Here is an 18,398-nt window from a genome sequence, read left to right on the forward strand (position 1 = left end):
GTGTACGCGCAGAGCGGCGGTCCCACTTTTATTCAAGGTGTAGTTGCGATGAAACGTGTAGGTCTGATCGGTTGGCGTGGCATGGTCGGTTCCGTGCTCATGCAGCGGATGCGGGAAGAGCAGGACTTCGATCTCATTGAGCCGGTGTTCTTCACTACTTCCAATGTCGGTGGCCAGGCGCCTTCGGTGGGCAAGGATGTTGCGCCCCTGAAAGATGCCTACAGCATCGACGAGCTGAAAACCCTGGACGTGGTGCTGACCTGCCAGGGTGGCGACTACACCAATGAGGTGTTCCCCAAGCTGCGCGAAGCGGGCTGGCAGGGTTACTGGATCGATGCGGCGTCCAGCCTGCGCATGCAGGATGATGCGGTCATCGTGCTTGACCCGGTGAACCGCAAGGTCATCGACCAGCAACTGGACGCGGGCACCAAGAACTATATCGGTGGCAACTGCACCGTCAGCCTGATGCTGATGGGGCTGGGCGGCCTGTTCGATGCCGGTCTGGTCGAGTGGATGAACGTCATGACCTATCAGGCGGCCTCCGGCGCCGGCGCGCAGAACATGCGTGAGCTGATCAGGCAGATGGGCGCGGTGCATGCTTCGGTGGCCGATGATCTGGCCAACCCGGCCAGCGCCATTCTGGACATCGACCGCAAGGTGGCTGAAGCCATGCGCAGCGAGTCGTTCCCTACCGAGAACTTCGGCGTACCGCTTGCGGGCAGCCTGATCCCGTGGATCGACAAGGCCCTGCCAAACGGCCAGAGCCGCGAAGAGTGGAAAGGCCAGGCCGAGACCAACAAGATCCTCGGTCGCTTCAAGAGCCCGATCCCGGTGGACGGCATCTGCGTGCGCATCGGCGCCATGCGTTGCCATAGCCAGGCGCTGACCATCAAGCTGAACAAGGATGTGCCGATTGCGGACATCGAAGGTTTGATCAGCCAGCACAACCCGTGGGTCAAGCTGGTGCCGAACAACCGCGAAGCCAGCATGCACGAGCTGAGCCCGACCGCCGTGACCGGCACCATGAGCATTCCGGTAGGGCGTCTGCGCAAACTCAACATGGGTTCGCAGTACCTGGGCGCTTTCACCGTGGGTGACCAGCTGTTGTGGGGCGCTGCGGAGCCGCTGCGTCGCATGCTGAGAATCCTGCTGGAGCGTTGAGGCTTCGGTTTCACAGCCAACCCGCTTCCTGAAAGGGAAGCGGGTTTTTTAATGGCTGATACTTTTGGTTGATCGCCCTTTGTCCCTATATATGGGATTGAAATTTACATATTGAGATAAGTGTAACAACGGGTTTATAGTCGTCCTGCACTCACTTCCAAAAAAACAACAGGTGACGCAATGCAGGCGCAATTGATCGCGCTCGATTGGGGGACAACCTCACTTCGTGCTTATCGACTTGGCGAACATGGCCAGGTACTGGAACAGCGCGCGTTGAGCGCGGGCATCATGCAGTTGCCAACCACGCCGCGGCTGATCGCGGGGCAGTTCTGCAGTGACGGTTTCGAACTGGCCTTCGACCAGGCGTGCGGCGACTGGCTCGATGCCCAGCCGGATCTGCAGGTGATTGCCTGCGGCATGGTCGGCAGCGCGCAGGGCTGGCGCGAGGCGGCTTATCGGGAAACGCCGGCCAGCGTCAACGAGCTGAGCGCAGCGTTGCAGACGGTACGCAGCGTGCGCGGCGTGACGGTGCACATCATCCCCGGCGTCCTGCAGCGCTCGACCCTGCCCAACGTCATGCGTGGCGAAGAAACCCAGGTGCTGGGTGTGCTGGCAGGGCTCGAAGACGGGCAGGGCAGCCAGCCGCTGCTGATCGGTCTGCCGGGCAGCCACTCCAAATGGGTGCAGGTAGAGCGCGGTCGCATCGTTCACTTCGATACCTTCATGACCGGTGAGGTTTACGCCGCGCTCTGCGCCCACACCATTCTCGGGCGCACCATGCAGCCTGCCGAGGCGTTCGATGAGCAGGCCTTTGACCGCGGCTTGTCGATTGCCCTGTCCGACGCGGGCTCCGCCGGGCCACTGTCGACTATTTTCAGCACGCGAACGCTCGGCCTGACCGGGCAATTGAGTGCCAGCGCGCAACCTGACTATCTTTCCGGCCTGTTGATTGGCCATGAACTGGGCGCCATCGCCAGGCTGCATCTGCACAACCACGAACAATTGCCTGCGGTGATCCTCATCGGCAGCGATTCGCTGTGCACGCGCTATGCACGCGGGCTGGCCGTTTGTGGCTTTCCCGGGGTGACATTGGCCGAGCAGGCGACCGAGCGCGGCCTCTGGCAGGTCGCCGTGCAGGCTGGCCTGATCGCGCGCCGCTCGTCCCAACACATTCGAGAGGTTTGACATGCTCAAGCAAGCATTGAAAGAAAATGGTCTGGTCGCGATTCTGCGCGGCTTGCGTCCCGAAGAAGCGCCTGCCATGGGCGATGCGCTGTACGAAGCGGGTTTTCGGGTCATCGAAGTGCCGCTCAACTCTCCGCAACCGTTCGACAGCATCCGCCTGTTGCGACAGCAGTTGCCTGCCGATTGCCTGATCGGTGCTGGCACTGTGCTCACCCCTGAGCAGGTGACTCAGGTCAAGGACGCCGGCGGGCAAGTGATCGTCATGCCGCACAGCGACGCCAAGGTGCTGCGTGCGGCCAAGGCGGCCGGGCTATTCCTGTCGCCAGGCGTCGCGACGCCGACCGAAGCCTTTGCGGCACTGGCCGAAGGCGCCGATGTGCTCAAGCTGTTTCCTGCCGAGCAGATGTCGCCGGCGGTGGTCAAGGCGTGGCTGGCGGTCTTGCCCAAGGGCACGATTCTGCTGCCGGTCGGTGGTATCTCGCCGGACAACATGAAGGTATTTCTCGACGCCGGTGTGAAGGGGTTTGGTCTGGGCTCCGGGCTGTTCAAACCTGGCATGAGCGTCGCAGACGTCACCGAGCGTGCCCAGGCCTATGTGGCGGCCTGGAAGCAGCACAGCGCAGCGCTTGCAGACTGACCGGCGCAGCAGATGCCGCCGTGCAGTAGCCGCTATCCAATAAGAGAATCAACAAGAGAAACCGCACCCATGAAAATCACCAAACTCACCACGTTCATCGTTCCGCCGCGCTGGTGCTTCCTCAAGGTCGAGACCGACGAGGGCGTTGTCGGCTGGGGCGAGCCAGTGGTCGAAGGCCGCGCGCATACCGTCGCCGCTGCCTTGGAAGAGCTGTCCGATTACCTGATCGGCAAAGACCCGCGCAACATCGAAGACATCTGGACGGTGCTGTATCGCGGCGGCTTCTACCGCGGCGGCGCGATCCACATGAGTGCGCTGGCCGGCATCGATCAGGCGTTGTGGGACATCAAGGGCAAGGCGCTGGGTGTGTCGGTCAGCGACCTGCTCGGCGGTCAGGTGCGTGACAAAATTCGCGTCTACTCGTGGATTGGCGGTGATCGGCCCGCCGACACGGCGCGCGCCGCCAAGGAAGCGGTGGAGCGCGGTTTTACGGCGGTGAAGATGAATGGCACCGAAGAGCTGCAGTTTCTCGACACCTTCGACAAGGTCGACCTGGCGCTGGCCAACGTGGCCGCCGTGCGTGATGCGGTGGGGCCGAATGTCGGCATCGGTGTGGACTTCCACGGCAGGGTCCACAAGCCGATGGCCAAGGTGCTGATGAAAGAGCTGGACCCGTACAAGCTGATGTTCATCGAAGAGCCGGTGCTCAGCGAGAACTATGAAGCACTGAAGGAACTGGCGCCGCTGACCAGTACGCCGATTGCGCTGGGCGAGCGGCTGTTCTCGCGCTGGGACTTCAAGCGCGTATTGAGCGAAGGCTACGTCGACATCATCCAGCCGGATGCCTCGCACGCCGGTGGCATTACCGAAACCCGCAAGATCGCCAACATGGCTGAAGCCTACGACGTCGCACTGGCGTTGCACTGCCCGCTGGGGCCTATCGCGCTGGCGGCGTGCCTGCAACTGGACGCGGTTTGCTACAACGCCTTCATCCAGGAGCAGAGCCTGGGTATCCACTACAACGAAAGCAACGACCTGCTCGATTACGTCAAACACCCGGAAGTCTTCGACTACGACAAAGGCATGGTCAAGATCCCCAACGGCCCCGGCTTGGGCATCGAAATCAACGAAGAATACGTCATCGAACGCGCCGCCATCGGCCACCGCTGGCGCAACCCGATCTGGCGTCATGCGGATGGCAGTTTTGCGGAGTGGTAGAACAGCAAATCCGCTAGCCATCTTTTCGGCGCTCTGCGCTCATTGCCATACATAAGTCCTGAAGAGCCTGGAAAATGGGCGTTCAGGCTTCTGCCCGCAGGGCGTGGGAGCGAACTTGTTCGCGAAAAGGCCGACATGTTCTCTGAAAATGTTTCGTTTGAACAATTGTCTTCGCGAACAAGTTCGCTCCTACGGCCTTCGGCCAGAATCAAAAGCGCACTTGCGTATAACGATGAGCGCTCTGCGTGGGAACGAGAATCGGCGTGCCTTCAGCTCGGTTATATCGAAATACAGACCTCAATAAATCCAACAAGAGGCTACATTCCATGCGCACTCGAACTCTGGAGGGTGCGGCATCCCTGGTGACGCCGTCCCGCAAACGTTTCTTTATCATGGTGCTGCTGTTCATCACCGTAGTGATCAACTACCTGGACCGCAGCAACCTGTCGATTGCCGCACCAGCGCTGACCTCCGAACTGGGCCTTGACCCGGTGCATGTCGGGCTGATCTTTTCCGCGTTCGGCTGGACCTACGCCGCCATGCAACTGCCCGGGGGCTGGCTGGTGGACCGCGTGCCGCCGCGCATTCTCTACACCGCAGCCCTGCTGCTGTGGTCCATCGCGACCATCATGCTCGGCTTCGCCGCCAGCTTCATCGCCCTGTTCGTACTGCGCATGGCGGTTGGTGCGCTGGAAGCGCCTGCTTATCCGATCAACAGCCGCGTGGTCACCACCTGGTTTCCCGAGCGCGAGCGGGCTACCGCCATCGGCGTCTACACCTCCGGGCAGTTCGTCGGCCTGGCGTTTCTGACCCCGGTACTGGCCTGGCTGCAGGCGCACTACGGCTGGCACATGGTGTTTGTCGCTACCGGTGGAGTCGGCGTGTTGTGGGCGTTGATCTGGTACACGGTGTATCGCGAGCCACGTGATTTCAATGGCGTCAATCAGCAGGAAATCGAACTGATCCAGGAGGGCGGCGGGCTGGTGGACATCCAGAAGGACGTCGAAAAACAGAAGCAGGCGTTCAGCTGGCTGGACCTGGGTATTGTGTTGAGCAAGCGCAAGCTGTGGGGCATCTACCTGGGGCAATTCTGCCTGAACTCCACGCTGTGGTTTTTCCTGACCTGGTTCCCGACCTACCTGGTGAAATACCGGGGCATGGACTTCATCAAATCGGGCCTGCTGGCGTCGTTGCCGTTCCTCGCCGCGTTTGTCGGTGTGCTGTGCTCGGGCTTCTTCTCCGACTGGCTGATCCGTCGCGGGCATAGCGTAGGCTTTGCGCGCAAGTTGCCGATCATTGCCGGGCTGCTGATCTCGACCTCGATCATCGGTGCCAACTTCGTCGACTCCACGCCGCTGGTGATCACCTTTCTGGCGCTGGCGTTCTTCGGCAACGGTCTGGCGTCGATCACCTGGTCGCTGGTCTCGACCCTGGCGCCAGCGCGCCTGCTGGGCCTGACCGGTGGCACGTTCAACTTCATCGGCAACCTCTCTGCCATCGCCACCCCGATCGTGATCGGCTTTCTGGCGTCGGGAGACTCGTTTGCGCCTGCCATTACCTACATATCGGTCCTGGCACTGCTGGGCGCGCTGTCTTACATCCTGCTGGTAGGGAAGGTGGAGCGTATCGAGCTCTGATGTCGACGCGTCTGGACACTGGCGGTGATAATGCCGCCCGTTTTCGATCCGAACCCTTTTGATCCGAGCAAGGTTTTTCATGCATAACGATTCGATCACTCCTGAAAAGACTATCGGCAAGGAATCCGTACCCACCGGGACCCAGACCTTGCTGCGCGGGCTGGGGGTGGTGCAGGCGGTTGCCGGTGGCGCACGGGACCTCAAGGAGATCGCCCGGCTGATCGGCACCACGCGCAGTACCACGCACCGTCTGGCCAGTTGCCTGGTCGAGGAGCGTTACCTGCGCATCGTTCCTCAGGTGGGCTATCTGCTTGGGCCGAAATTGATCGAGCTGGGGTTTCAGGCGCGTGAAGAAGTGCCCCTGGCGATGCTGGCCCGGCCGTATCTGGATCGCTTGTCGGAGCTGACCGGCGATACCGTGCATCTGGCGGTGCGGGAAGGGGATGACGTGCTCTATCTGCACAAGAATCCCGGTCGCAATGGTCCGGAAATGCGTTCGCGGGTCGGGCATCGGATGCCGCTGGTGCGCACCGGTATCGGCAAGGCACTGCTGCTGGACAGTGCTCAGTCCGAGTGGCAACGGCTGTATGAAATCAGCATGCCGAGCACAGGCAGAAATCCGCTATGGCCTGCTCATGAGCAGCAAACCTGGGAGCAGTTGAAGGCGCGGCGGGAGGAGTATGTACAAGGAGGGTATGCATTCGATCTGGAGGACAACGAACCGTCGATCCGTTGTGTCGCAGCGCCGGTACGTGATGCCAGCAAACAGATCGTTGCCGGCATCAGTGTCGCCAGTACCGTGCCCTACATGCCGCTGGAGAAGATGGCCGAGCTGGTTCCGCTGATCAAAACCATCGCGGCGGAACTCTCGGCCGATCTCGGCGGCTGATCGACAGTCGATCAGGCCTTCAGCGTGGCCATGTCGATCACGAAGCGGTACTTCACGTCACCGGCCAGCATGCGCTCGTAGGCTTCGTTGATGTTGCGGATATCGAGCATTTCGATGTCGCAGGTGATGTCGTTCTCGGCGCAGAAATCCAGCACTTCCTGAGTTTCCGCGATACCGCCGATCAACGAACCGGCCAGCACGCGGCGGCTCATTACCAGATTGGCTGCGTGTACTGGTGGCTCGATCGGCTCGATCAGGCCGACCAGAATGTGGGCGCCATCGAAACGCAGGGTTTCCAGGTAGGGGTTCAGGTCGTGCTGCACCGGAATGGTGTCGAGCAGGAAGTCGAAGTGCCCGGCAGCAGCCTTCATCTGTTCGGCATCGGTGGACACGATCACATGATCGGCGCCTTGACGATGTGCTTCCTGAGCCTTGGCGGCGGAGCGGGTGAACAGGGTCACTTCAGCGCCCATGGCCTTGGCGAACTTGATGCCCATGTGGCCCAGGCCGCCCATGCCCAGAATGCCGACCTTGTCGCCCGCCTTGACGCCGTAGTGCTTGAGCGGCGAATAGGTGGTGATGCCTGCGCAGAGAATCGGCGCAGCAGCGGCCGGATCGAGTTTTTCCGGGACGCGCACGACGAAGTGCTCGGCGACCACGATGCTGTTCGAGTAACCGCCCATGGTGTTGCTGCCGTCCACGCGATCCGGCGTGGCGTAAGTCATGGTCGGGCCTTCCAGGCAGTACTGCTCGAGGTCCGACTTGCAGGCCGAGCATTCACGGCATGAATCGACCATGCAGCCGACACCGACCATGTCACCGACCTGGTATTGGGTTGCACTGCTGCCGGTGGCAGTGACGCGACCGACAATTTCGTGGCCCGGCATCAGCGGGTAGACGGCAATGCCCCATTCGTTGCGTGCCTGGTGAATATCGGAGTGGCAGACGCCGCAATAAAGGATTTCGATGGCAACGTCGTCGGCACGCAGAGCGCGACGTTCGAAGGTCATCGGGGCGAGGGGAGCGGTAGCTGACTGTGCGGCGTAACCGATAGCTGTGTACATGTTTGACCTCGCAAGGTGTGACGGAAGAGAGGCGAACCATTGTCCTGATACGGGCCCTTCGCGGCTATGGTGAATCCTCCGTGTTTCATGCCTATTCCTCCGGCCTGATATTTCAGGGTCGGCGCTGAGGCGCAAATCTGCGATGATACGGCTGTCTGTTTCTCTGTCAGGCTGTGCCCATGACCTTACCTGTTATGCCGGATGGCAATGCCACCCTTGTTTCCCTGATCCAGCCGCTGGCGGTGCGCCCGGGGTTTGTCGCTACGCCGTTGCCGGAGGTCCGCGTGCTTTCGGCGTTTGGTTATGTCGCCAGCAGCCCGCAGATCTACGAGCCGAGCCTGATGATCGTGGTGCAGGGCAGCAAGGTCGCGTGCCTGGGGCCGCGTACGTTCGAATACGGCACCGGGCATTACCTGATTCAGGCGCTCTCTGTGCCGTTCAAGTGCGAAACCTTTGCCAATCCGGAAAAGCCGCTTTACGGTGTTTCAGTGGCCATCGACCGGGTATTGCTCGGTGAGCTGGTGCAGGCGATGGGCCCGGTCACTGGACACGAGAGTCAGGTGCAGACACCGGAATCCATGACCTCGGTGCGCATCGACAACACCATGCGTGACAGTGTCGAGCGTCTGCTGCGTTGCCTGCATGATCCGCTGGAGTGCCAGGCCATGGGCCAGGCACGGATTCGCGAGGTGCTGTACACCGCGCTGCGTGGACCGCAGTCCGGGGTGTTGCGTGCACTGGTCGAACAGCAGGGGCAGTTTGCGCGAATTGCCTCGGCCGTGACCTATCTGCATGAGCATTATGACCACGCGCTGAACGTCGACACGCTGGCCAGTTGCGCGAACATGAGCACGTCGACCTTTCATGAACATTTCAAGCGCAGCACGCTGTTGTCGCCGGTGCAGTACCTCAAGCGCCTGCGCCTGCTCAAGGCTCAGCAATTGCTGGTGGCCGAGGGCCTGGGTGTGGCGCAGGTCGCGCTGAAGGTCGGCTATCAAAGCGCGTCGCAGTTCAGTCGTGAATACAAACGTTACTTTGAGCGCAGACCGGGCGAAGAGGGATGTAGGGGTTAGCTGCAAGCTTCAAGCTGCAAGCTTCAAGATCAAAGCTTGTAGCTTGTAGCTTGTAGCTTGTAGCTTGTAGCTTACAACTTGCAGCTGCTTCACCTCACATATTCGGGTAGGTCGGGCCGCCAGCACCTTCCGGTGCCACCCAGGTGATGTTCTGCGACGGGTCCTTGATGTCGCAGGTCTTGCAGTGCACGCAGTTCTGCGCGTTGATCTGGAAGCGTTTCTCGCCGTCTTCCTTGGTGATGACTTCATACACGCCGGCCGGGCAGTAACGCTGAGCCGGCTCGTCATACAGCGGCAAGTTCTTGCTGATCGGGATGCTCGGATCGGTCAGCTTCAGGTGGCAGGGTTGTTCCTCTTCATGGTTGGTGCTGGAGAGGAATACCGAACTGAGCTTGTCGAAACTGAGCTTGCCGTCGGGTTTCGGGTAATCGATCTTCTTCGAGTCGGCTGCCAGCTTGAGGCAGGCGTAGTCCGGCTTGGTGTCATGCAGCGTGAACGGCAGCTTGCCACCGAAAATGTTCTGATCGATGAAGTTGAATGCGCCGCCCTTGATCGCGCCGTATTTGTGGATCGCCACGCCAAAGTTGCGGCTGGCGAACAGCTCTTCGTGCAGCCAGCTGGCCTTGAAGGCATCCACGTAGGAAGTCAGCACGTCGCCGCCTTCCTTGCCGGCCAGCAGCGCGTCGGCCACCGAATCGGCAGCCAGCATGCCGGACTTCATCGCCGTGTGGCTGCCCTTGATCTTGGCGAAGTTCAGCGTGCCCAGATCGCAGCCGATCAGCGCGCCACCGGGGAAAACCATTTTTGGCAGGGAGTTCAGGCCGCCCTTGGTGATCGCGCGGGCGCCGTAGCTGATGCGCTTGCCGCCTTCCAGGTATTGCTTGATGACCGGGTGATGCTTGTAGCGCTGGAATTCGTCGAACGGCGACAGGTACGGATTGCTGTAGGACAGGTCGACGATCAGACCCACCACTACCTGATTGTTTTCCAGGTGGTAGAGGAACGAGCCGCCCGGATTGTCATCGTTCAGCGGCCAGCCTGCGGTGTGAACCACCAGCCCCTGTTCATGTTTTGCCGGGTCGACTTCCCAGATTTCCTTGAGGCCGATAGCGTAATGCTGCACGTCGGCTTCGTCGTCGAGGTTGAAGCGCTTGAGCAGCTGCTTGCCGATGTGACCACGGCAGCCTTCGGCGAACAGCGTGTACTTGGCGCGCAGTTCCATGCCGGGGGTGTACAGGCCTTCCTTCGGATTGCCTTCGCGGTCGACACCCAGATCGCCGGTGACGATGCCGCGTACCACACCGTTCTCGTCGAACAGCGCTTCCTGGGCGGCAAAGCCCGGATAGATTTCGACACCGAGGTTTTCAGCCTGCTGAGCCAGCCAGCGGCACAGGTTGCCCAGCGAGATGATGTAGTTGCCATGGTTGTGCATGGTCTTGGGGACGAAAAAGTCCGGTATTTTCTGGGCTTTTTCGGCATCGCGCAGCATATAGATGTCGTCGCGCTTGACCGGCGTGTTGAGCGGGGCGCCCAGTTCCTGCCAGTTGGGGAACAGTTCATTCAGCGCGCGGGGCTCGAACACGGCACCGGAGAGGATGTGCGCACCGACTTCGGAGCCTTTTTCCACCACGCAGACGCTGATTTCCTGGCCAGCTTCAGCGGCCTTCTGTTTAAGGCGGCAAGCGGCAGAAAGCCCGGACGGGCCGGCTCCGACGATAACGACGTCGAATTCCATGTATTCGCGTTCCACAGGCTATCTCCTACTCTCAAGGCTCACGGTGTTTTTATGGGCACTGCTTTTTTAGTCGCTGCAGGCCGACGCATGGAGGTATTGAACCGCCCCGTCTTTTAATGGTTCGCATTATATCTACACCACTGCGCGGGTCCAATACAAACGTTTGTTTGAATCGGCCGCAGGCCAGATAAATCAAAGACACCAGACTCGGAACTGGCCGATTTGGCGTATTGACCGGAAAAGGCGTTGCGGTCAATATACGGGCGGTTTTGCGTTTGCCGTAGGCTGAAACGAGGTTCCCGGATTGCGGGCAATCTCTGAAAAGGCATCAGGCAGACGCGCTGCAGGCAACAGGTCAACGTCGCACGGCGCATTTTACACACCCAGCCGCTGCTTGACGGGTGACTCCCGGCTTTTATAGGGCTTTTTAAAGCCGTCCGAATGGCCTGCACGCATAGCGATTGCTTGTTGAGGACACATATCGATCGCCTGGTGCCGCCGGGCGACTTCTTTTCACCGGAGAGTGAGGAATCCATGAAGGTTCTTGTAGCTGTCAAACGAGTGGTCGACTACAACGTCAAGGTTCGCGTCAAGGCGGACAACTCCGGCGTCGATCTTGCCAACGTCAAAATGTCCATGAACCCGTTCTGCGAAATCGCCGTTGAAGAGGCGGTTCGTCTTAAAGAGAAGGGCGTAGCAAGCGAAATCGTCGTCGTCACCATCGGCCCGACCACCGCTCAGGAACAACTGCGTACCGCCCTGGCACTGGGTGCCGACCGCGCCGTGCTGGTCGAGTCCGCCGAGGAGCTGACTTCTCTGGCCGTGGCCAAGCTGCTCAAGGCCGTGGTCGACAAGGAGCAGCCGCAACTGGTGATCCTTGGCAAACAGGCCATCGACAGTGATAACAACCAGACCGGCCAGATGCTGGCTGCGTTGAGCGGCTACCCGCAGGGTACGTTCGCATCCAGGGTTGAAGTGACCGGTGACAAGGTTGCCGTGACCCGTGAAATCGACGGCGGCCTGCAAACCGTTTCCCTGAGCCTGCCAGCCATCGTGACCACGGACCTGCGTCTGAACGAGCCACGCTACGCTTCGCTGCCCAATATCATGAAGGCCAAGAAAAAGCCGCTTGAAGTGCTGACCCCGGATGCACTGGGCGTTTCCACGGCCTCGACCAACAAGACCCTCAAGGTCGAAGCGCCGGCTGCACGCAGCGCCGGCATCAAGGTCAAGTCGGTGGCTGAACTGGTCGAGAAACTGAAAAACGAAGCGAAGGTAATCTAAATGACGATCCTGGTTATCGCTGAACACGACAATGCGACCGTAGCCCCGGCTACGCTCAACACCCTTGCTGCTGCCCAGAAGATCGGCGGTGACATTCATTTGCTGGTGGCCGGTTCCGGCGTGAGCGCCGTTGCCGACGCCGCCGCCAAAATTGCCGGTGTGACGAAGGTCCTGGTGGCTGACCACGAAGCCTACGCGCACCAACTGCCTGAAAACATCGCTCCCCTGGTTGTAGAGCTGGCTGCGGGCCATAGCCATGTTCTGGCTGCGGCAACGTCCAATGGCAAGAACATCCTGCCGCGCGTCGCTGCGCAGCTGGATGTCGACCAGATCTCCGAGATCGTTTCGGTGGTGTCCGCCGACACCTTCACCCGTCCGATCTACGCCGGTAACGCCATCGCCACCGTGCAGTCGACGGCTGCGGTCAAGGTCATCACCGTACGTGCCACCGGCTTCGATCCGGTGGCTGCAGAGGGTGGCTCGGCCGCTGTTGAAGCGGTTTCGGCTGCTCACGATGCGGGCAAGTCCAGTTTTGTGGGTGAAGAACTGGCCAAATCCGATCGTCCGGAGCTGACAGCAGCGAAGATCGTCGTTTCCGGTGGTCGCGGCATGCAGAACGGCGACAACTTCAGGCACCTGTACACGCTGGCCGACAAGCTCGGTGCGGCAGTGGGTGCTTCCCGCGCTGCGGTCGACGCCGGTTTCGTACCCAACGACATGCAGGTCGGTCAGACCGGTAAGATCGTTGCGCCTCAGTTGTATATCGCGGTCGGTATTTCCGGTGCGATTCAGCATCTGGCCGGTATGAAGGATTCCAAGGTGATCGTTGCGATCAACAAGGATGAAGAGGCGCCGATCTTCCAGGTCGCCGATTACGGTCTGGTGGCTGACTTGTTCGAAGCCATCCCCGAGCTGGAGAAGCTGGTTTAAGCCACGCGCTTGCACTATAAAGAGAACCCGTTCGATTCGGGGTTCGCGCACCGGCGGTTTACGGTGCGCCTGCCCGGATCGAACGGGTTTTTTATTGGGTATCGAAAGGACTTCTCATGGTGCATTCCCGGCTGCTGTCTTCGCTTCTCTTCGGGCTGATCACGCTGCCGACGCTGGCCTTCGCCGCAGGCAAGTGCGAGCGTCTGATCGTGACTGGCAGCCCGGACGCGCCGCCTTATCTGTGGCGTGATCCCCAGGACCCGCGGCACCTGATGGGCGCCAATGCCGATCTGCTGACGCAGGCAGCAGGCGAGCTGGGTATCAAGGTCGAGTTTCTGTATGGCGGCAAGCGCAGTCAGGCACTCGAAGAAGTGCGCACCGGGCGCATGGACCTGCTGGCTGACGCACCGTTGAATGCCGCACAACTCGAAGCGCTGGATTACATTCATCCGCCGATCGTGCAGAACGAGATCATGGTCTGGACGCGTCACGATCACAGCGTGCCGTTCAATGCCGTCAGCGAGCTGCAGGGCCATCCCGGCGCCATGTCGGAAAAGACCCGTTTGACGCCTTCCTTTGATGCGCTGGCCAGACAGAATCTGACTCTGGAGCGCCTGCCTGCACTCACGCCTGCCTTTCAGAAGCTGGCCTTGGGTGAGGTGGATTACGTGCTTGCCGGGCGTTATGCCGGTATGGTTATGGTGCAGACGCTAGGTCTTTCCACAGACCTGACAGCGCAGCCGTTACCGGTCGATACACCGGGTTTTTACCTGGCCTTGTCGTTCAACTCGGCCTGCAATGAACCATGGTTGCGCGGACAGCTGGCGAAAAAGATGACAGAATCGGCCGCCTCTGGCCTTGCGGGCGATGTCATCAGGCACAACCTGGCATTGTGGAAAGCCCAACTGCTGCAGCCTGCCAGCGCCAGCGCACCCAACAAGTAGGGATGTTTTTGTGAGTATTCGTTTTTCAATTGCCGTCATGGCAATCGCCACGCTGGCCGGCTGCGCCAGTGATCCGGTACCAACCGAGCAGTTCAAACTGACCGAGCAGGCGCTGGAGCAGGCCAAGGCGGTCGGCGCCAGTGACGATCAACCCGAGATGGAAGTCGCTCAGGCCGGATTCGCCGAAGCCCGCGCCTCCATGGCAAGCCACGCCTACAAGGACGCGCGCATGAAAGCCGAGCAGGCCGAGCTTGATGCGCGCCTGGCCGAGGCGCGAGTGCTGACCCTCAAGAGCCAGGAGCAGATCAATCAGTTGAATACCCGCCTCAATCGCTTGCGCAAGCAGCTGGGGGGGGCGCAATGAAGCGTATTCCTCGTGTCCTGAGTGTGTGTCTGTTGCTGGGGGCGGCTGGCCTATACGGTTGTGCCGGTCACAAGGACAGTGGCCAGGCCTTGCAGCAGGCCAGTGCCGACTTCCAGAAGGTCAAGGAAGATACCGATGTGCTGCGCAGTGCGCCCAAGGATGTCATTCGCGCGGGTGAATCACTGGCCCGCGCCGAGCGTCTGTCCAGTTATCTGGGAAGCGGTGCCGATGTCGCTCACTACGCCTACCTCAGCAGCCGCTACAGCGAGATCGCGCGTGAGCACAGCAATCTGATGTTGAGCCAGGAGCGTCTGGCGAAAATGGACATGGAGCGTCAGCGTATGCAGCTGGCACTGCGTGAAGCCAAGCTGGCCAGCGCCCAGCAGCAGGGCCGTTGGCTGGAGGATCAGATTCTCAGCCTGGCCACCACCGAAACCGACCGCGGGCTGGTCATGACCCTGGGCGATGTGCTGTTCGACGCCGGACATGCCGAGCTGAAAAACTCGGCAAGTCGCACCATTCTCAAGGTTGTACAGTTTCTGCAGATCAACCCGCGCCGAGTGGTCCGTATCGAGGGTTATACCGACAGCACGGGCGATCGTCAGGAAAACCTGAAGCTGTCGAAAGACCGGGCACAAGCCGTCGCTGACGTGCTGATGGACCTGGGCATAGATGAAAAACGTATCCATGTCGAAGGCTATGGGCAGGAGTTTCCTGTGAATGCCAATACCTCCGAGCGGGGTCGCGCGCAAAACAGGCGTGTCGAGATCGTTTTCTCGGACGAAAAAGGTCAGCTGGGCGCAGCTCGCTGATAAAAAGCCGGTAAAAAGCCCGACGCCGGAAACGGCCTCGGGCTTTTTTGTCTTTAATCACGTTGATTATGGCGTTTCTGCCCGCGTTTATTTTCACTCAGCAAGCATCAATGCTGGCCTGATTTCAAACTGTTCCCGTACACTTCCGATCTGTGCCGGTTATTACGCATCTGTATGTTCAAAAATAATAAATCACCGGTCTTTTTGAGGCTGTGTCATGACCAATCTCTTGCTCTACCAGCGTATCGCTCAGCAGTTGGCCGAAGACATCCGTCGTGGTGTTTATCAGCCCGGCGAGCGTGTGCCGTCCGTTCGCAAAATGAGTTCGCAGCTCAACGTCAGCCATGCAACTGTATTGCAGGCTTACGCGAACCTTGAAGACCAGGGGCTGATCCGGGCACGTCCTCAGTCCGGCTATTACGTCCATCAAACGCCTGCGCTGACGGCATCGACCCCGGATATCGCGCGGGTCGAGCGGCCCGGCCTGGTTACACGCAGCAGCATTATCCAGCAGGTCCTCGAAGAGTCCCGCCGCGAAGGCGTGTTCGCCCTCGGGGCTGCGGTGCCCCATGTGGATTACCTGCCGGTACGCGCGCTGCATCAGCAACTGGCCAAGGTCACGCGTTTTCACAGTCCGCGGGCCTTCAGTTACATGTTCAGCCCCGGCTTCGAACCCTTGCGCAGGCAGGTCGCGATTCGTATGCGCGACGCCGGGGTGGTGGTCGATCCGTCTGAAGTGGTGATCACTCACGGCTGCGTGGATGCGCTGCAGATGGCCCTGCGGGTGCTGACCCGGCCCGGCGATCTGATAGCCGCCGAATCGCCAGCCTATTACGGGTTGCTGCAACTTGCCGACCTGCTGGGTTTGAAGGTCATCGAAATCCCCAGTGATCCGGCCACCGGCATCAGTCTTGAAGCCTTGCAGCTGGCGGCCAATCAATGGTCCATCAAGGCTCTGGTGCTGACCTCACGGCTGAGCAATCCACTGGGCGGCACCATGCCGGAGGAGCGGCAGAAAAATCTGCTGCGGCTCACCTCGGATTTCGATATCCAGGTGGTTGAAGACGACGTCTATGGCGAGTTGATGTTCGAAGTAGGGCGGACCAAGGCGCTCAAGGCGTTCGACCGGTTGGGGAGGGTGATTTACTGCTCGAGCTTCTCCAAGACCTTGTCGCCGGGTGTGCGCATCGGCTGGATGATAGCCGGCAAATACCAGGCGGAAATTCAGCGCCTGCAAACCTTCAGCACTCACTCGGCGTGCAGCGTCACGCAAATGGCTGTCGCGGCTTACCTCGAAAACGGCGGCTACGATCGGCACCTGCGCTTCATCCGTCTCGAATACCGCAAGAATCTCAGTGCCTATCAGCTGGCGGTGCAGCAGTTCTTCCCCGAAGGCACGCAGATGAGTCGTCCCGCGGGAGGCTTTATCCTCTGGGTCAGTCTGCCGGGCAGGGTCAACACCCAGGAGTTGCACGTGCGTGCGCTCGAGCAGGGCATCAGCATTGCGCCCGGATTGATTTTCAGTAACACCGAGCAGTTCAACCACTGTATTCGTTTGAATTGCGGCATGAAATGGAACAAGGAAGCCGAACGGGCCTTGATGACATTGGGGATTCTGGCCAAGCAGTTATGTCAGGAGGCTGTTCAGGCGTATTGATCGGCAAAGATTTTTGTCAATTCTTCGGAACTCTTGTCTTGTCAGGTTGGCCTCAAAAGGACAGCATGTGTTTCTTTCCGGCTTTTTGCCACTGTCTTGCCTGACTCTTTGCCTATGAATGTTTTTCGCTGTCTCGGATTGCTTGTCGTCGTACTTCTGAGTGGTTGTGACGCTCCGGACACCTCTGTGCCCAAACCCAAGGCCGAGGCGGTCATCACCGCGCCGGTATCGCCCGAGGTGCATCTGAAGACTGAGGCACCTGCGCAGGCAGTCGCCACCGATGCCAAGCAAATCAAGGCGCCGGACACCATGCATCAGCTGATGCCGGGCGTGCCTGTCGTGCCTGTGGTGGTCGGAAAGGAAAAATCAGAACCTGCAGCACCTCAGAGCGTCAAATCGGCGACTTCCGAAAAAACCTCTTCCAGGGTTGTGGCAGCCAAGGCGCCTGCGAGCAAGCGCAAGAACGCCAAGGATGCCAAGACCGCCAGCGTCAAGGATGTGCGAATCAAAGCACCCAGGCTGGACCTGAGCCTGCCTCCCGAGCTGGTCAAGGAGCTCGACCCGCCTGCCAAGGTGATTACCAACAAGCGCAAGCCGATATTGCCGCAGATGTTCAGCGACAAGGGCGATTCTGCGAACCCCGGCCCGTTCGAGCTCGAGGGGCGATTGCTGACCAACGAAATGCAATTGCAGATGCGTAATGACAACCGTCGCGATGTAGAAGGTGCTGCGCTGGACTTCAAATTCAAGCAGTAAGTCCTGCCTGTCGCCCGATACGGCGTTTTCAAACAGACGTTTTGACGGTTAATATCCTTTCTCTTTTTCAATGTTCAAACAAGGGTGTCTGGTCATGGACTGCCGTTCCGGTTGTGGCGCGTGCTGCATAGCGCCTTCCATCACGTCTCCCATACCCGGTATGCCCGACGGAAAGCCTGCTGGCGAACGCTGTCTGCATCTGTCGGTCGAGTTTTTGTGCGCCTTGTTCGGCAGGGCTGAGCGGCCCGCGGTGTGCAGTCAGTTCAAGGCGGCAGAGGATGTCTGCGGTGCCGATCAGGCGGATGCCATTCGCCTGATCGGTTGGTGGGAAAAAGCCACTGCGGTGGCCTGAAAAAGTGTTTTCGAGCACAAATGCTTCTTCGGAACTTCAAAACAAGGAATAAAACAATGGGTCCGCTGTATCGCATGGCTGTTGCTTGTGGCTTCACTGTAATGCTTGCCGGAACGGCGCAGGCTGAAGAGTGGAAGGAGGTCAAGAATCAGGATGGCATCAAGGTCTCGTTGAGCGACGTGCCTGGTTCCGATTACAAGGCGTATCAGGGTATTGCGCTGATCAATGCCAGCGTAAGCAAGTTGCGTGCGCTCCAGGAGGATGTCACGGGGGCCTGCGCCTGGATCCATGAGTGCAAGTTGCAGAAAGTGCTCAAGCACGAAGGCAACAAGACCTGGACCTACAGCCAGTTCAATACTCCCTGGCCGGTGACGCCTCGCGATTCGGTACTGTTGATCACCACTCAGGAAGGTCCTGACGGGAGTGTTACCCGCAACCTAGAAGAGCAGCCTTCGTATATCCCCGAGGAGAAGGGGTATGTGCGCGTAACCGAGGTCAAGGGCTTCTGGAAAATGGTGCCCAAAGGGCCGAACCAGACTGAAGTGACCTATCAGGTTCACACCGAGCCGGGTGGCAGTGTGCCGTCGATGCTGGCCAACAAGTTCGTTGTCGATGCGCCGTTCAATACCTTGAAAGCGCTCAGGGAGCGTGCCGCGCAAACCAAATGATCCGCACCGGATAGCGCGCATAAAAAAAGGGC

Annotated in this window: 18 protein-coding genes; 16 read left to right on the forward strand and 2 right to left on the reverse strand. The window is 59.8% G+C overall.

Annotated elements, in window-relative coordinates; genetic code table 11:
* Window positions 1-48 precede the first annotated feature (48 nt).
* The 6 genes from asd (at window position 49) to KBY02_RS20750 (ending at window position 6,727) form a co-directional block, all read left to right on the forward strand.
* On the forward strand, window positions 49-1,161 hold the full coding sequence (gene asd / locus KBY02_RS20725; protein WP_002552957.1) for an aspartate-semialdehyde dehydrogenase: 1,113 nt from the start codon (window positions 49-51) through the stop codon (window positions 1,159-1,161).
* Window positions 1,162-1,341: 180 nt separating this feature from the next.
* A complete protein-coding gene (locus KBY02_RS20730) occupies window positions 1,342-2,346 on the forward strand; it encodes a 2-dehydro-3-deoxygalactonokinase (protein WP_011267365.1) in 1,005 nt (334 codons plus the stop codon).
* 1 nt (window position 2,347) lies between these two features.
* On the forward strand, window positions 2,348-2,983 hold the full coding sequence (locus tag KBY02_RS20735; protein WP_011267366.1) for a 2-dehydro-3-deoxy-6-phosphogalactonate aldolase: 636 nt from the start codon (window positions 2,348-2,350) through the stop codon (window positions 2,981-2,983).
* Window positions 2,984-2,995: 12 nt separating this feature from the next.
* Window positions 2,996-4,201, forward strand: coding sequence for a galactonate dehydratase (gene dgoD, locus KBY02_RS20740; protein WP_263870189.1), 1,206 nt, complete (start codon window positions 2,996-2,998; stop codon window positions 4,199-4,201).
* A 326-nt stretch (window positions 4,202-4,527) separates the two neighbouring features.
* A complete protein-coding gene (locus KBY02_RS20745) occupies window positions 4,528-5,838 on the forward strand; it encodes an MFS transporter (protein WP_057457295.1) in 1,311 nt (436 codons plus the stop codon).
* A gap of 79 nt (window positions 5,839-5,917) precedes the next feature.
* Window positions 5,918-6,727 carry an IclR family transcriptional regulator gene (locus tag KBY02_RS20750; RefSeq protein WP_011267369.1) on the forward strand — a complete coding sequence of 270 codons (810 nt, stop codon included), beginning with the start codon at window positions 5,918-5,920 and terminating at the stop codon, window positions 6,725-6,727.
* A gap of 11 nt (window positions 6,728-6,738) precedes the next feature.
* On the opposite strand, the gene KBY02_RS20755 is transcribed toward KBY02_RS20750, so the two are convergent.
* Window positions 6,739-7,791, reverse strand: a complete 1,053-nt coding sequence (locus KBY02_RS20755; RefSeq protein ID WP_003406175.1) for an NAD(P)-dependent alcohol dehydrogenase — start codon at window positions 7,789-7,791, stop codon at window positions 6,739-6,741.
* Window positions 7,792-7,970: 179 nt separating this feature from the next.
* Between KBY02_RS20755 and KBY02_RS20760 the strand changes: the two genes are divergently transcribed.
* Window positions 7,971-8,864 (forward strand): AraC family transcriptional regulator, encoded by an 894-nt coding sequence (locus tag KBY02_RS20760; RefSeq protein ID WP_032654031.1) that lies wholly within the window; start codon window positions 7,971-7,973, stop codon window positions 8,862-8,864.
* Between the two features lie 94 nt (window positions 8,865-8,958).
* On the opposite strand, the gene KBY02_RS20765 is transcribed toward KBY02_RS20760, so the two are convergent.
* Window positions 8,959-10,614 (reverse strand): electron transfer flavoprotein-ubiquinone oxidoreductase, encoded by a 1,656-nt coding sequence (locus KBY02_RS20765; RefSeq protein WP_003406170.1) that lies wholly within the window; start codon window positions 10,612-10,614, stop codon window positions 8,959-8,961.
* 519 nt (window positions 10,615-11,133) lie between these two features.
* Between KBY02_RS20765 and KBY02_RS20770 the strand changes: the two genes are divergently transcribed.
* The 9 genes from KBY02_RS20770 (at window position 11,134) to KBY02_RS20810 (ending at window position 18,366) form a co-directional block, all read left to right on the forward strand.
* Window positions 11,134-11,883 (forward strand): electron transfer flavoprotein subunit beta/FixA family protein, encoded by a 750-nt coding sequence (locus KBY02_RS20770; RefSeq protein ID WP_011267372.1) that lies wholly within the window; start codon window positions 11,134-11,136, stop codon window positions 11,881-11,883.
* A complete protein-coding gene (locus tag KBY02_RS20775; protein ID WP_003366683.1) occupies window positions 11,884-12,813 on the forward strand; it encodes an electron transfer flavoprotein subunit alpha/FixB family protein in 930 nt (309 codons plus the stop codon).
* A gap of 116 nt (window positions 12,814-12,929) precedes the next feature.
* Window positions 12,930-13,757, forward strand: coding sequence for a substrate-binding periplasmic protein (locus KBY02_RS20780; RefSeq protein ID WP_024660988.1), 828 nt, complete (start codon window positions 12,930-12,932; stop codon window positions 13,755-13,757).
* A 10-nt stretch (window positions 13,758-13,767) separates the two neighbouring features.
* Complete coding sequence (locus tag KBY02_RS20785; RefSeq protein WP_003406164.1) at window positions 13,768-14,121, forward strand: DUF4398 domain-containing protein; 354 nt, start codon at window positions 13,768-13,770, stop codon at window positions 14,119-14,121.
* Window positions 14,118-14,933 carry an OmpA family protein gene (locus KBY02_RS20790; RefSeq protein WP_024660987.1) on the forward strand — a complete coding sequence of 272 codons (816 nt, stop codon included), beginning with the start codon at window positions 14,118-14,120 and terminating at the stop codon, window positions 14,931-14,933. The genes KBY02_RS20785 and KBY02_RS20790 overlap by 4 nt, the downstream gene beginning before the upstream one ends.
* A 217-nt stretch (window positions 14,934-15,150) precedes the next feature.
* Entirely contained in the window at window positions 15,151-16,590 is a 1,440-nt protein-coding gene (locus KBY02_RS20795; protein WP_003366691.1) for a PLP-dependent aminotransferase family protein, read from the forward strand.
* Between the two features lie 114 nt (window positions 16,591-16,704).
* Window positions 16,705-17,346, forward strand: a complete 642-nt coding sequence (locus tag KBY02_RS20800) for a translation initiation factor 2 (RefSeq protein ID WP_080267729.1) — start codon at window positions 16,705-16,707, stop codon at window positions 17,344-17,346.
* Window positions 17,347-17,440: 94 nt separating this feature from the next.
* Window positions 17,441-17,698 (forward strand): YkgJ family cysteine cluster protein, encoded by a 258-nt coding sequence (locus KBY02_RS20805; RefSeq protein WP_003406159.1) that lies wholly within the window; start codon window positions 17,441-17,443, stop codon window positions 17,696-17,698.
* Between the two features lie 56 nt (window positions 17,699-17,754).
* Window positions 17,755-18,366, forward strand: a complete 612-nt coding sequence (locus KBY02_RS20810) for an START domain-containing protein (protein ID WP_003406158.1) — start codon at window positions 17,755-17,757, stop codon at window positions 18,364-18,366.
* Window positions 18,367-18,398: the final 32 nt, after the last annotated feature.

Source organism: Pseudomonas sp. P129, from assembly GCF_020312195.1.
GTDB lineage: Bacteria > Pseudomonadota > Gammaproteobacteria > Pseudomonadales > Pseudomonadaceae > Aquipseudomonas > Aquipseudomonas fragariae.

Coding starts and splice junctions, on each gene's coding strand:
- asd (WP_002552957.1), top strand. CDS start 49: ATGAAACGTGTAGGTCTGATCGGTTGGCGTGGCATGGTCGGTTCCGTG.
- KBY02_RS20730 (WP_011267365.1), top strand. CDS start 1,342: ATGCAGGCGCAATTGATCGCGCTCGATTGGGGGACAACCTCACTTCGT.
- KBY02_RS20735 (WP_011267366.1), top strand. CDS start 2,348: ATGCTCAAGCAAGCATTGAAAGAAAATGGTCTGGTCGCGATTCTGCGC.
- dgoD (WP_263870189.1), top strand. CDS start 2,996: ATGCCGCCGTGCAGTAGCCGCTATCCAATAAGAGAATCAACAAGAGAA.
- KBY02_RS20745 (WP_057457295.1), top strand. CDS start 4,528: ATGCGCACTCGAACTCTGGAGGGTGCGGCATCCCTGGTGACGCCGTCC.
- KBY02_RS20750 (WP_011267369.1), top strand. CDS start 5,918: ATGCATAACGATTCGATCACTCCTGAAAAGACTATCGGCAAGGAATCC.
- KBY02_RS20755 (WP_003406175.1), bottom strand. CDS start 7,791: ATGTACACAGCTATCGGTTACGCCGCACAGTCAGCTACCGCTCCCCTC.
- KBY02_RS20760 (WP_032654031.1), top strand. CDS start 7,971: ATGACCTTACCTGTTATGCCGGATGGCAATGCCACCCTTGTTTCCCTG.
- KBY02_RS20770 (WP_011267372.1), top strand. CDS start 11,134: ATGAAGGTTCTTGTAGCTGTCAAACGAGTGGTCGACTACAACGTCAAG.
- KBY02_RS20775 (WP_003366683.1), top strand. CDS start 11,884: ATGACGATCCTGGTTATCGCTGAACACGACAATGCGACCGTAGCCCCG.
- KBY02_RS20780 (WP_024660988.1), top strand. CDS start 12,930: ATGGTGCATTCCCGGCTGCTGTCTTCGCTTCTCTTCGGGCTGATCACG.
- KBY02_RS20790 (WP_024660987.1), top strand. CDS start 14,118: ATGAAGCGTATTCCTCGTGTCCTGAGTGTGTGTCTGTTGCTGGGGGCG.
- KBY02_RS20795 (WP_003366691.1), top strand. CDS start 15,151: ATGACCAATCTCTTGCTCTACCAGCGTATCGCTCAGCAGTTGGCCGAA.
- KBY02_RS20800 (WP_080267729.1), top strand. CDS start 16,705: ATGAATGTTTTTCGCTGTCTCGGATTGCTTGTCGTCGTACTTCTGAGT.
- KBY02_RS20805 (WP_003406159.1), top strand. CDS start 17,441: ATGGACTGCCGTTCCGGTTGTGGCGCGTGCTGCATAGCGCCTTCCATC.
- KBY02_RS20810 (WP_003406158.1), top strand. CDS start 17,755: ATGGGTCCGCTGTATCGCATGGCTGTTGCTTGTGGCTTCACTGTAATG.